Origin of the sequence: Campylobacter concisus, from assembly GCF_015229965.1 — a bacterium.
Taxonomy (GTDB): Bacteria; Campylobacterota; Campylobacteria; order Campylobacterales; family Campylobacteraceae; genus Campylobacter_A; species Campylobacter_A concisus_BD.
In genome coordinates this window covers 1-12,842 of the sequence record NZ_JAAKZB010000034.1, presented here as the reverse complement: position 1 = coordinate 12,842, position 12,842 = coordinate 1, and the positions used below count along the sequence as shown (strand labels likewise).

General features: G+C 41.6%; 15 protein-coding genes. 12 read left to right on the top strand and 3 right to left on the bottom strand.

Annotation, left to right across the window (positions count from 1 at the left end; all coding sequences use genetic code 11):
• Positions 1-227: 227 nt before the first annotated feature.
• Positions 228-407, top strand: a complete 180-nt coding sequence (locus G6W43_RS10110) for a transformation system protein (RefSeq protein WP_103575127.1) — start codon at positions 228-230, stop codon at positions 405-407.
• Positions 408-445: 38 nt separating this feature from the next.
• On the opposite strand, the gene G6W43_RS10105 is transcribed toward G6W43_RS10110, so the two are convergent.
• On the bottom strand, positions 446-1,717 hold the full coding sequence (locus G6W43_RS10105) for an O-acetylhomoserine aminocarboxypropyltransferase/cysteine synthase family protein (RefSeq protein ID WP_194169723.1): 1,272 nt from the start codon (positions 1,715-1,717) through the stop codon (positions 446-448).
• A 108-nt stretch (positions 1,718-1,825) separates the two neighbouring features.
• Between G6W43_RS10105 and G6W43_RS10100 the strand changes: the two genes are divergently transcribed.
• The 10 genes from G6W43_RS10100 to G6W43_RS10055 are packed head-to-tail and all read left to right on the top strand — an operon-like array spanning position 1,826 to position 9,117.
• The gene (locus G6W43_RS10100; RefSeq protein ID WP_054196491.1) at positions 1,826-2,158 is read left to right on the top strand and encodes a hypothetical protein; all 333 of its coding nucleotides are present in this window, start codon (positions 1,826-1,828) and stop codon (positions 2,156-2,158) included.
• Positions 2,155-2,778: an HAD family hydrolase gene (locus G6W43_RS10095; protein WP_107944305.1), complete on the top strand. Its 624-nt coding sequence runs from the start codon at positions 2,155-2,157 to the stop codon at positions 2,776-2,778. The genes G6W43_RS10100 and G6W43_RS10095 overlap by 4 nt, the downstream gene beginning before the upstream one ends.
• Before the next feature lie 48 nt (positions 2,779-2,826).
• A complete protein-coding gene (locus tag G6W43_RS10090) occupies positions 2,827-3,081 on the top strand; it encodes a DUF2018 family protein (RefSeq protein ID WP_107944304.1) in 255 nt (84 codons plus the stop codon).
• Positions 3,074-3,505: a hypothetical protein gene (locus tag G6W43_RS10085; protein WP_149710217.1), complete on the top strand. Its 432-nt coding sequence runs from the start codon at positions 3,074-3,076 to the stop codon at positions 3,503-3,505. The genes G6W43_RS10090 and G6W43_RS10085 overlap by 8 nt, the downstream gene beginning before the upstream one ends.
• 10 nt (positions 3,506-3,515) lie before the next feature.
• Positions 3,516-4,409, top strand: a complete 894-nt coding sequence (locus G6W43_RS10080) for a polyprenyl synthetase family protein (protein WP_194169722.1) — start codon at positions 3,516-3,518, stop codon at positions 4,407-4,409.
• A complete protein-coding gene (gene hemA / locus G6W43_RS10075) occupies positions 4,409-5,692 on the top strand; it encodes a glutamyl-tRNA reductase (protein WP_012001638.1) in 1,284 nt (427 codons plus the stop codon). The genes G6W43_RS10080 and hemA overlap by 1 nt, the downstream gene beginning before the upstream one ends.
• A complete protein-coding gene (locus tag G6W43_RS10070; RefSeq protein ID WP_194169721.1) occupies positions 5,682-7,382 on the top strand; it encodes a proline--tRNA ligase in 1,701 nt (566 codons plus the stop codon). The genes hemA and G6W43_RS10070 overlap by 11 nt, the downstream gene beginning before the upstream one ends.
• Entirely contained in the window at positions 7,379-7,810 is a 432-nt protein-coding gene (locus G6W43_RS10065; protein WP_194169720.1) for an FxsA family protein, read from the top strand. The genes G6W43_RS10070 and G6W43_RS10065 overlap by 4 nt, the downstream gene beginning before the upstream one ends.
• An 8-nt stretch (positions 7,811-7,818) precedes the next feature.
• Positions 7,819-8,748, top strand: coding sequence for a hydroxymethylbilane synthase (gene hemC, locus G6W43_RS10060; RefSeq protein ID WP_194169719.1), 930 nt, complete (start codon positions 7,819-7,821; stop codon positions 8,746-8,748).
• A 3-nt stretch (positions 8,749-8,751) separates the two neighbouring features.
• Positions 8,752-9,117: an Imm10 family immunity protein gene (locus G6W43_RS10055; RefSeq protein WP_148824291.1), complete on the top strand. Its 366-nt coding sequence runs from the start codon at positions 8,752-8,754 to the stop codon at positions 9,115-9,117.
• Between the two features lie 180 nt (positions 9,118-9,297).
• Here the strand turns inward: G6W43_RS10055 and G6W43_RS10050 are convergent, their stop codons facing one another.
• Positions 9,298-10,020, bottom strand: a complete 723-nt coding sequence (locus G6W43_RS10050) for a lecithin retinol acyltransferase family protein (RefSeq protein WP_194169718.1) — start codon at positions 10,018-10,020, stop codon at positions 9,298-9,300.
• Between the two features lie 116 nt (positions 10,021-10,136).
• On the opposite strand from G6W43_RS10050, the gene G6W43_RS10045 reads away from it, so the two are divergent.
• Complete coding sequence (locus G6W43_RS10045; protein WP_194169717.1) at positions 10,137-11,945, top strand: menaquinone biosynthesis decarboxylase; 1,809 nt, start codon at positions 10,137-10,139, stop codon at positions 11,943-11,945.
• 9 nt (positions 11,946-11,954) lie between these two features.
• Here the strand turns inward: G6W43_RS10045 and G6W43_RS10040 are convergent, their stop codons facing one another.
• Positions 11,955-12,161, bottom strand: coding sequence for a hypothetical protein (locus G6W43_RS10040; protein ID WP_148824751.1), 207 nt, complete (start codon positions 12,159-12,161; stop codon positions 11,955-11,957).
• Positions 12,162-12,842 lie beyond the last annotated feature (681 nt).

Here is a 12,842-nt window from a genome sequence, read left to right as displayed (position 1 = left end):
GACCGTAATTCAAGCCTCTTCCCCCTTAACAAAGAAACAAAACTTTAAATTTTTAAAAACTTTAATTTATAAATTTTAAAATTCCATTCACTCGCAAGAGTTGGCTACTAAAATTTAGCTTCGCTTACCGCTTAGCTTAAATTTTTAGAGCCAAAACAAATCCGTTCAGTCTCGTTTTATTTTGCTTTTTATAAAATCACCAAAACACTAGCAAAATGGGAGGCAAAATGCTTGATATTATCATCCTTGCAGTCTTGGTATATTTTGCAACATTCTTATTTATGTTTTTTATACTCGCCTTTTTTGCATTTTGGTATATAAGCGTGCCGCTACTTGTCATCTATATCGTTATAAAATTTATAAGGCAGGCAAAAGAGTGCGAGAGGATATGCGGCAAGCTTGAGTAAATTTTAAATTTCTAGCCCAAAATGAGCTAGAAATTTGTTTATTCTAAGGCTTGAGCTAGATCAGCTATCAGATCCTCGGCGTTTTCAAGACCTATACTAACTCTTATCAGCTCTTTTGTGATGCCAGCTTTTATAAGCTCTTCGCTACTTAGCTGCTGGTGCGTAGTTGAGGCTGGATGCGTGATGAGCGACTTTGTATCGCCGATATTTACTACGATCTTAAAGAGTTTTACGCGCTCTAGCATCTTTTTTGCACGCTCAAAGCTATCAGTCTCAAAGCAAAATAGCCCATTTGCCATGCCGTCTTTAAAGTATTTTTGTGCCTTTGCGTGATCTACGTTGTCGGCAAGCCCTGGGTATGCCACGCTTTTTATATGCTTGTGAGAGTTTAGAAATTTAGCCACTTTTAGCGCGTTTTGCGAGTGTCTCTCAACCCTAACAGCAAGCGTTTCAAGTCCTTGTATGAGCTGCCAAGAGTTAAACGGAGATATCACAGCGCCGATGTCACGCACGATGGCAAGCCTCATTCTTAGCGTGTAGATATCAAAATGGTCCGTCATATCAGCATAGACGATGTCGTGATAGCTCGCGTCTGGTACGTTAAAGTGCTCATATCTCTTGTTGCCTTTTAGTTTTTCGTTTAGGTGATTTGCACTTACAACGACACCCGCTAGACTAAGACCCTGACCGCTCATATATTTGCTAGCGCTATGCACGCAAACATCGACTCCGTGGCGAAGTGGCTGAAAGATGATAGGCGTAGGCACGGTGTTATCAGTGATGCTGATGATGCCATATTTATTTGCGATTTCTACGATTTTCTCGATATTTGGGATAGAAATTTGCGGATTTGAAAGCGTTTCAAAAAATATTGCCCTAGTTTTTTCGTCTATCAAACTCTCTAGATCATCAGCAGTGTCGCTGTCAAAGACTCTAGCCTCTATGCCAAATCTTTTTAGCGTGTGCGTAAAAAGCACTGTTGTGCCGCCATAAATTTTCTTAGCGATGATGATATTATCGCCTGCTTGGGCTAAATTTATGATGCTGTAAAACAAAGCTGACTGACCGCTTGCAGTCGCTATCGCAGCGGCTCCGCCCTCAAGTGCAGCGACCCTTTTTTCAAAGATATCTGTCGTTGGGTTGCTAAGTCTTGTGTAGATGTAGCCACTATCTTTTAGATCAAACCTAGCAGCCGCGGTCTCGGCACTTCCAAAGTCATAAGCTGTGCTTTGAAAAATAGGCACAGCCATCGTGCCAAAGCCCTCGTTTGTGTCGTAGCCTACGTGGATCGCAGCGGTTTCTTGCCTCATTTTTGCTCCTTGTTTAAGTAATTTTGGCGTAAATTATACATTAGCAAAGCCAAAATTTAGGGGATAAAATCAAATTTTGATATAATTTGCCAAAAAAAAAGGAAAAATTTGAACCAAGTCACGGACAAATTTAAACGTGTAAAATATCTTCGTGCGCTAGAAAAATTTGCAAAATCAGCGATAAACGGGCTAAAAAGAGATGACTTTGACGAGACTGAATTTCGCCAAAGAGTGGAGAAAAATGCGAAAGTCATCGAAAAAGTAGAGGCTGTTTACCTTGATCAGCCATATTCAAAGGCGCTAGAAAATTTTATAAATTTGCTTATCAAAAATGCCTCAAAAGATGAGCTTTTAAAGGCGGCAAATCTACTTGATAAGCTAAAAAATCAAAAGACATATAAAAAAGAGAAGCATAAAAATAAATTTAAGGATGAGGATTGAAAGTAGTTATTTTTGATATGGATGGCACGGTGATCGATAGCGGTGAGGCGATATATAAAACGGTAAATGAAGTAAGAGATGAGCTAAATTTGCCGCCACTTGAAAAAGAATTTATCATAAAAGCGATCAACGAACCAGGTAGAAATTTAGCCCTTGAGTTTTACGGCATCGACACGCCAAGCAGGAGCTTAAAAGAGGGTTTTGAAGAGAAATTTAAGAAATTTTACGATGAGTGTGCGACTACATATGAGGGCGTAAAAGAGCTTTTACAAAAGTGTAGAGAGGCTCAATACAAGGTCGTTTTGGCAAGCAATGCACCGCATGATACGCTAGAGAAAATTTTAAAGAAAAATGAAATTTTTGAGCTATTTGACGAGGTCATCGGCGCTAGCAAGGAGATACCGCAAAAGCCAGATCCTGCGATGCTTCACCTAGCTGTTAGTAGAACTAAAGCTAGCAAGGCGATCTTTGTAGGAGATAGCCTAAAAGACGAGCTGGCGGCTAAAAATGCAAATATGCCTTATGTGCAAGTTTGCTGGGGATTTGGCGAGGAGAGCAAAACAGCGACTTATAATGCTAAAAATGTTAGCGAGGCGTGGGAGATAATATTAAATTTTTAACTTAGTTTTAATTGGCTATAATCTTAAGAAATTTTCAAAGAAACAGCGATGATAGATATATTTGAGGGCAGTGCGAGGGATAAATTTTATGACATTTTGTTTAACGCAAATGCCGTTTTAGTTAAAAACGAGATAGATAAAATTTTTGAGAAATTTGTGGCTATGAATGAGCTTTGCGAAAAGCATGGCGTTAATGAGGACGAGATCAGAAATTTTATGGCCTCAGAGCAAGATAAAGTTTATAACGGAGTAAATGACCTATATATCGAGCTTAGCGGAGAAATTTTAAGCCAAAATGAGTAGAATTTTTGCGCTCATTGCTTTGCTAGCCGCTCTTGTCTTTGCAAAAGAGCCAAATTTTGACCCAAATTCGGTGCATACATTTGAGCTTAAAAAAGATGAGTGGGCGCGGGTCTTTATAACTGAAAAGCGAACTCAAAGGGTTGAAACGTTTGACTTTCGCTGGACGCTGTTTGATAGCACAAATATCACTGTGCAGAGCTTTTTTAGACGCTATCCAAGGCAGATGGTCTTTTCGCTAAGACAAGGACAAAACACCTACATGCAGCGAGTTTTGCCTGATTTTATGATGCCGCCAAACGAGAGCGTGAGCCTTTATATATCATTTATTGATTTTAGGGACAAAAAGGCGCATTTTAGGGTGGCGCTGCTAGATGAGAGCAAGCGTGTGGATGTGGGTTTTAGAGATCCGCACGAGGATAAATAGAAGGATAAAAATGGATAAAATCGATGAAATAATGAGCAATTTTATAAGCGAGCTTGGCTACAAAGAGGCGTTTGAGATGTTTTTAAAGATAAGCTCAGGCAAGAAGCTACGCTCAAAACTTCTCTTAAAGATCGCAGGAGAAAGTGAAATTTCACTTAAACTTTGCGCTATCATCGAGCTCATCCACCTTGCAAGCTTATTGCACGACGACGTCATAGACGAGGCAAATATAAGGCGTGGCAAACCAAGCATAAACGCACTTTTTGGCAGTAAAAACTCAGTCATGCTAGGCGATATCCTCTACTCAAAGGCTTATTTTGAGCTTACAAAATTTGATCCAAGCATCGCAGCTGTCATCTCAGATGCGGTCAGCAAGCTAAGCATCGGTGAGATGATGGATGTGAAAATGGCTGAAAATTTTAATGAAAACGAGCAAGAATATTTAAAAATGATCTACTATAAAACAGCTGTTTTGATAGAAGCCACGGCTATTTGCGGGGCAAAGCTAGCTGGCAAAGATAGCGAGAAATTTGGTCTTTATGGCAAAAATTTAGGTCTTGCATTTCAGATCGTTGATGATATATTAGACATCACTCAAGATGAAAAAACGCTTGGCAAACCAGCGCTTAACGACTTTGTCGAGGGCAAAACAACGCTTCCTTACATATATCTTTATAAGAGCCTGGACGAGGCTGGTAAAACAAAGCTTAGATCGCTTTGGGCAAAGAAGCTAAACGCGGACGAAATTTCTTGGCTAAAAGAAAATTTTGATAAAACTAGCTCACTTAGCAAGGCTATAAGCGAGGCAAAAAGGCTTGGAGCTGAAGCAATAAAAGCGATAAAAGAGTATAAAAACGCCGAGCTTGAAGGGATCATAAAAAGCATGATAGATAGGGAATTTTGATGCACTATTTAGACATAAGTTTTACATATAAAAATACTGATATTTCGGTCAGAGAGAAGCTTGCATTTGATAGTGACGAGAAAAAAGAGCAAATTTTAAAACTGATAAATTCAAACAAAAACATAAAAGAGAGCATGGTGCTAAACACCTGCAACCGCGTCGAGATCATAGCTAGCGTGGAGGATGTAAAGGCCGCTACTGCTCATATCATCAGGTGTATGTCGATATTTTCAGGCGTTTTTGAAGATGAGCTTTATGAGAGAGCTGACATCTACGAAAACAGCGGTGCTGCCCACCACTTATTTGCCGTGGCAAGCTCGCTTGATAGTCTAGTTGTTGGCGAAACGCAGATCGTTGGCCAGCTAAAAAATGCCTTTAAATTTGCCTACGACAACAACTCATGTGGCGAAGATATCAGCAAGATCATCCACTATGCATGTAAGTGCGCTGCCAAGGTTAGAAACGAAACTCAAATTTCTAAAAACCCGATCTCAGTTTCAAGCGTCGCCGTGGCAAAGGCAAAAGAAATTTTTGGCACGCTTGAGGGTAAAACGGCTATCGTCGTGGGCGCTGGAGAGATGGGCGAGCTAGCAGCAAAGCACCTCATATCAAGCGGCGCAGAGGTAATCATCATAAACAGAAGCTCTGAGCGCGTTGAGCAGCTAGTTGATAGCCTAGGAGATAACGCGAGCTGGGATAGCATATTAAAGCTAAAAGAATACGTAAATAACTACGATCTCATCTTTTCAAGCACCGCAGCCCCGCACGCCATCATCACAGGCGAGATCATCGAGCCAAGAGAATTTCATAGATACTTTTTTGATATAGCCGTGCCAAGAGATATCGATCTTTTAAACACAGAGCTTATCAGCGTCTATACGGTCGATAGCCTAGAGGAGATCGTGCGTAAAAATTTAGCCCTAAGAGAGGAGCAGGCGCAAAAGGCCTACTCGATCGTCGGTCAAGACACGAGCGAGTTTTTAAAGACTTTAAAAGAAGATATGAGCGTGCCTCTTATTAAATCTATCCGCAAACAGGCTGAAATTTGCGCTAAAAATGAGCTAGAAAAGGCGATAAAAAAGGGCTATTTAAAACATAGCGATTACGATGAGGCGCAAAAGCTCATCCACCAAGTCTTTAAAGCCTTTTTACACCAGCCAACGATGAAGCTAAAAGGGCTTGCAGACGAGGAGAGAGCGAGCGAGCTTTCAAACGGAGTTAAATTTTTATTTGACATAAAAGATGAACAAAATTTTCAAGCAGGAGATATAGATGAAATTTAGTAAATTTTACGCCCCAACGACCAAAGAAGCGCCAAAAGATGCATCTTTACCAAGCCATCAGTTTTTGATAAGAGGCGGCTTTGTCGAGCAGATCGGCTCTGGGCTTTATAACTATCTGCCGCTTGGAAAGATCATGCACGATAAAATTTCACGCGTGGTAAAAGAGGAGATGAACGAGGCTGGCGCGCTGGAGGTGAGCTTTAGCGTGGTCACTTTAGGCGAGCTTTGGAAGCAAAGTGGTCGCTACAACGTCTTTGGCAAGGAGCTTTTGCGCTTTAAAGATAGAAAGGATAATGACTTTGTCATAAGCCCGACAAACGAAGAGGCAGCCGTTGCCTTAGTGCGTGGCAAGGTGACTAGCTACAAGCAACTACCACTAAATTTATACCAGATAAACACCAAATTTCGTGACGAGGCAAGACCACGCTTTGGCTTGCTAAGAGGTCGCGAATTTACGATGAAAGATGGCTATAGCTTTCACTCTAGCAAAGAGGATCTTAAGCGTGAGTTTGACCTTATGGAGGCAACTTATAGTAAGATTTTTACCCGCTTGGGGCTAAATTTTAGAGCTGTTGAGGCTGATAGCGGAGCCATTGGTGGTAGTGGCAGTAAAGAGTTTATGGTGCTTGCAAGTAACGGCGAGGACGACATACTTTGCTGTGAGGCTTGCAGATACGCTGCAAACGTCGAGGCTGCAAGACGCAAGCCAAGAGTTAGCGAGGCTGAGGCACCAGAGGCAGACGCGGCTAAATTTCTAACGCCAAATGCGAAAACTATAAAAGATGTGGCGGAGTTTTTCAAAGTTAGCGAGTTTTACTGCATAAAAGCTGTTATGAAAAAGGCGATCTACGAGGATAAAGAAGAGGTTGTGGTCTTTTTCGTAAGGGGCGATGACGAGCTTCAAGAGACAAAGGCGCAAAACGCTTGCAAGGCGCTTGAGCTTGTCGATGCTAGCGAGGCTGACGTGGCGAAAGCTGGATTATCTGCTGGATTTTGCGGGCCAGTTGGGCTAAAGGATGTGAAATTTTTTATAGATAACGAGCTAAGGGGCGCAAATAACATGATATGCGGCGCTAACGAGAAGGACTATCACTTTGTTGGCGTTAGTGTTAGCGGATTTAACGAAGAGAGATTTAAAGACCTTGTAAAGGTAAAAGAGGGCGATAAATGCCCAGTTTGCGGCGGAAATTTAAAACTTAGCAAAGGCATAGAAGTCGGTCATATCTTTCAGCTAGGCGATAAATATTCAGCTGCGATGAACGCAACATATCTTGACGAAAACGGCAAGGCAAAGCCATTTTTGATGGGCTGCTACGGCATTGGCATAAGCAGGCTGATCGCTGTGATGATAGAGGCTAGCCACGACGAGAAGGGCTGCATCTGGAAAAAAGAGTGCGCGCCGTTTGATGTGGAGATCATCATTTCAAATTTAAAAGATGAGGCGGGCGTGAAATTTGCATTTGAGCTTTATGAGAGCCTTAAAAAAGCTGGCGTTAGTGTTATTATCGATGATAGAAACGAGAGATTTGGCGTTAAGATGAATGATTTTGAACTTATCGGCTTTCCTTATGCGCTGCTAGTGGGTAAAGAATTTGCAAATGGCAAGGTCGAGTTTATCACAAGAGATGGGCTAAGCAAAGAGGCGATAGAGGCAAACGACGCCTTTAGAAAGATAAAAGAAAGCTTATGAGATTTTTCGCATTTTTGTTTTTTATCATAGAGGCGGCGCTCATATACGTTTTTGTGGATAAATTTGGCTTTTTGAACTATTTTCTTGAGGTGCTGGTCTCTGGATTTGTTGGTATCGCACTTCTTTTAAATAGTGGATTTTCTAGCCTAAATTCACCACAAATGGCGTTTAAAAGCTTTCTTGGTGGAAATTTATTTAGCCAGCTAGGACTTGGCTTTGGCGGAGCGTTGCTCATTTTACCAGGAATTTTAACGGATATTTTTGGTATCGCCGTTGTCATTTTTTCTTTGGTGTTTAAGAAAAATGCAGCTAAAAATGAGAGCTATCAGGAGTTTAAATTTCAAAATTTTAGCGAGCATGGCAGTAGAAAAGATGATGGCGAGATCATCGACGTTGAGGTCATCGAAGAGCCAAAAAGAGTAAATTAGGAGAGATGATGAAAGAGATAAAAATAGCAACTAGAAAGAGCATCTTAGCGCTTTGGCAAAGCGAGCATATCAAAGCTAGGATCGAGGCGCAGCACAAGGGCGTGAAGGTCGTGCTTGAGGGCATGAAGACAAAGGGCGACGTGATCCTTGACACGCCACTTGCAAAGATCGGTGGCAAGGGGCTTTTTACAAAAGAGCTTGAAGATAGCATGCTAAAAGGCGAGACTGACATCGCAGTGCATAGCCTAAAAGACGTGCCAGTAGTCTTTCCAAAAGGGCTTAAACTAGCGGCTATTTGCTCACGCGAGGACACGAGAGATGCGATGATAAGTGAGAAATTTGCTAAATTTAGTGACCTACCGCACGGCGCGAAAGTTGGCACAACGAGCCTGCGCCGCAAGATGCAGCTGCTTATCATGAGGCCTGATCTTGAGATCATCTCGCTTCGAGGTAACGTGCAAACCCGCCTACGCAAGCTAAAAGAGGGCGAATTTGACGCGATAATTTTGGCGATGGCTGGCATAAACCGCCTAAATATCAAGGCTGAAGTGGCGCACATCTACACATTTGGCTTTGACGAGATGATACCTGCGATGGGTCAGGGTGCTCTTGGCGTCGAGGCTAGAGATGAGAAGCAAATTTTAGATGAGATCTCTTTTTTAAATGACGAAAATGCAGTCGTAGAAACGACCATAGAGCGTGACTTTGTAAGCGTTTTGGAGGGTGGCTGCCAAGTGCCAATAGGCATAAGTGCAAGGCTAAAAGGAGATGAAATTTCTATCGATGCGATCGTTGGCCTGCCTGATGGAAGTGAGTATATAAAAGATAGCTTAAAGACTAGCAAAGATAAATTTCAAAGCGTTGGCAAAGAGCTAGCGCATAAATTTATAGAAAAAGGGGCGAAAGAGCTTTTAAAACGCGCTGAAGAGATGGCGTAGAGCGTGTTTGAGCTAAAATTTAAAGCAAAAGCCATAAGCGCCACCAAAAATAGCAAAGACAACTACTATATGATCGGTCTTGCAGACGACAAATATGACTACAAAAACTACATAATCTTTCAAAGACCGATCAAGCTAAAAAAGGGCGACGACGAAAACGCCGAGATAAACGGCCTATATGCAGAGTGTAACGGCGACGTTTGCTACAACGCTTGCAAAAGGGTGAAGATCACTGATAAGAGCATCATTTTTGAGGTGCAAGATAGTCTCATTTGCGTAGATACAGAGGGCGTAAAGCTTAATGAGCACTTTATGAAATATAGCAAAGAGATATTTGGCGATCTGCTAAAGTGTAGCGTACCAAAATAATTTGTTTAAATTTAGAGATAAAAAGACGAAATTTTCTAAAATTTGCCGCCGTTTCAGGAGACGTGACGCTACCTAGCGTGCTAAATGCTGCAAGCCAAAACGCGGATAAGATATCGAGAAATAAAGCCGCGATTTAAAAGCGCCTTTTAAATTTGACCAAGTGTCAAAACCGTAGTCGGACTAAATTTTTATATTAAAATCCTTTGCGATCTTTGTTTTTAAGTCCGCACCGATCTTTTTAAACATAGCGTTCATTTTGGCATTTTTGTCCATAAATTTCTCTATTTGCAAATTTGCCTTGTCGCTGTTTTCTTTTATCATCTCGCGAGCTTTTTTCTCCGCGCTATCTTTCGTAAATTGTGCAAGCGCGGTAAATGATTTTACGAGAGTTTCTTTGATCTCATCTTTGGTCTGTGCACTAAAAAGCTCACCTATGATCTGCCCCAAATATGGCTCTATCTCGCTAAAAATGGCGGAATTTTGCTTCGCATTTTGCACCTGTTCGCTCACATGCTCGCCAAAGACGCATTCGTTGCAAAAGTGCTCGCAGTTGTTGATGAGCAGGTTGTATTTTTGCTCGCCTATGCGCGACTTGGCGCAAAGAGCTATATCTACGCCGCTAAAAGGCGCATTTGCGTGCTTTTTTATCTGCAAAATATCGCCGCTTGTAAACTCTTCCAGGCTCGTCATCTCCACTTTTGCTACGTTGCGTTTATCTAGCGGTACGACGTTGCTTAAAATCTCCTCAAAGCAGCTCTTTTCAAAAACTATCCCGCGTGCCAAGCCGTTATAGTGCACGACCATATCATCTCCGACGTAGATGCCGTGATGTTCGTAAAGCTTTATGCCAAGTACCCTTCTGTCTACGAAGATGTGATCGCCTATTTTTGGTAAATTTTGCATATCTCTCTCTATAAAATTTATTAAAAATCGCAATAAAACGACAAATTTAGCCCAAATTTGCTAAATTTAACTTTATTAAAATTTGGATAACTAAGTATAAATTTATAAGGAAAAATATGGACTACATCAAGCTTTTAAAAGATAACGGCCTACTTAGGGTGATCGAGGAGCCAGTAGATATCGACCTAGAGATCGCGCACGCTAGCTACATCGAGGTCAAACGCGAAAACTCACAAGCGCTTCTTTTTACAAACCCAGTCTGCAAAAAAACTGGGCGTAAATTTGCCCCAGTGCTTACAAATATCTACGGCTCAAAAAGGGCTCTTGAGCTGATATTTGGCGTGCAGCCTGATGAGATCGCAGCTGAGATAGAAAAGCTTTTAAAGCCCAAAAAACCTGAGAATTTCAAAGAAAAGCTTGACTTTTTAGCATATCTTTTTAGTATGAGAAAAATTTTTACCAAAAGACTAAAAGGCGAAGGCGAGTGCCAGCAGGTCAAATTTATAGGCGAGCAGGCCGATCTTTTGAGCCTGCCTGCGCTAAAGACCTGGCCGCATGACGGAGGCACTTTTATCACGATGGGGCAGGTCTATACGCAAAGCCTAGACGGCGCACTGCAAAATTTAGGCATGTATAGACTGCAAATTTATGATAAAAATCGCCTTGGCATGCACTGGCAGATACATAAAGACGGCGCAAATTTCTTTCACGAGTATAAGCGCGCAGGCCGTAAGATGCCAGTCTCTGTGGCAATAGGCGCCGATCCACTCTATATCTGGTGCGGTCAAGCGCCGCTGCCAAAGGGCGTCTTTGAGCTGCTTCTTTATGGCTTTATCCGCAAAGAGCCAGCCAAGCTTGTAAAGTCGCTCACTAATGAAATTTATGTCCCGCACGACGCCGACTACGTTATAGAGGGCTTTGTCGATACGGTCAAGAGCGAGCTTGAGGGGCCATTTGGCGATCACACTGGCTTTTACACGCCGATCGAGCTGTTTCCAGTGATGGAGGTCACGGCGATAACTAGCAAGCAAGACCCAGTATTTCACGCGACCGTGGTTGGCAAGCCGCCGCTTGAAGATAAGTATATGGGCTGGGCGACTGAGCGCATTTTCTTGCCACTTTTGCGAACGACCGTACCAGAGCTACTAGACTACAATATGCCTGAAAATGGCGTCTTTCATAACCTTATCCTAGCCAAGATCAACGCCCTTTATCCAGCGCACGCAAAGCAGGCGATGCACGCGTTTTGGGGAGTTGGGCAGATGAGCTTTGTAAAGCATGCGTTCTTTGTGGGTAACGATGCGCCAGAGTTAGCGGAATACGACAAATTTGCGGACTTTGTGCTTGATAGATTTGGTAGTGAGAGTGTGCTGATAAGCCAGGGCGTGTGCGACCAGCTCGATCACGCCAGTCCAAACTCGTGCTTTGGTGGCAAGCTAGGCATCGACGCAACACAGGACTTTTGTAAATTTAGCCCTGCAATTTTAAGCGATGATGAGCTTTTGGCTAAATTTCAAAGCGTTGCGCCAAATATTAAAGAGCTTAGGCAGTTTAAAAAGCAGAGTAAAACGCCTATTTGTGTGGTGAAATTTGAGAAAGATCGCCCTGTAAAAGAGCTATTTTCTAAGCTTTTGGAATTTAGGGAGTTTTTCAAGCTTCTAGTCGTAGTGGATATGCAAAACTACCTAGAAAACCCATATATGCTACTTTGGCGCGTGACAAATAACATTGATGCCTTGCGTGATATCTACACAGATGGCGAAAATTTCTGCGTGGATGCGACGAGCAAGAGTGAGCTTGAGGGCTACACGCGTGGCTGGCCTATGCAAACTGACTGTGAGCGTGAAGTAGTGGCTGAGCTTGTGAAGCGTGGCATTGTAAAAGATGAGCCGGAGCTTTTTCATAAATTTGAGATATTTGGGTAGGGTTGTAGCCTATGGCTTTGGCACGCTCGTGCGCAAAAGCGGCAAGAAAATGCGCTCAGCCGCCCAACCCATGTAACTTATATTCAAGCAGTTATGCCTGTCGTAGTCGTGTGAAATGCTGGCCCACTGTTTGCTGGCCGTCTGCATTGATAAGAATGGCTCGATCGGCGCATAAAGCCAGTGATCGCTCAAATTCGCTCTTGGCCGTATAGGCATAGCTCTTGATCATTAAGCTTTAAATTTGATTTAGCATTTTGGCTTGATAAAATTGCTTTTAAATTTAAAAGATTGGTTTTTGCACTTAAAAATGACTTAGTTTAAGGCCATTTTTATATCGTAGCATAAAATTTTTTGCCATTTTTATGAAAATTTCTAGTTAAATTTATCTGTTTTTCTGGGTCTTGGTTGGCTTGGTTGGCTTGAAAACTACCAAAATTTACACCAGAAAACACAAATTTTTAAATTTAACACTTCAATTTTCTTAAAATACTAAAAATAATATGCAAAAATTTACGTAAAATAATATAATTTTGCCTTGCTGGAGATAAAAATTTAGAGTTGTGCGCTAGTAAAATTAAAAATTGATCTGTTTCGATGAATGTAGAAACTTTTAGATTTAAAAAACTAGAAGTATAAAAACATTTAAATTTAAAAAACCAGAAGTGTGAAAGCTTTTTAATTTAAAAACTAAAAGTGTAAAAACTTTTAAATTTAATAAAGTCTGCAGGTTACGGACGCGTTTTTTAAAAAAAGCTGTGTTGTGCCTGTTTTTGGTAAATTTGCATGTAAATATAAAGCCTGCCTGCCTGATTTTTGCTAACATTTTTCAAGTTTTTAAATAGTTGAAGTTAGCGTATTGGATCAAATTTAAAACAAAGACCTTGCAGAATTTAGAAT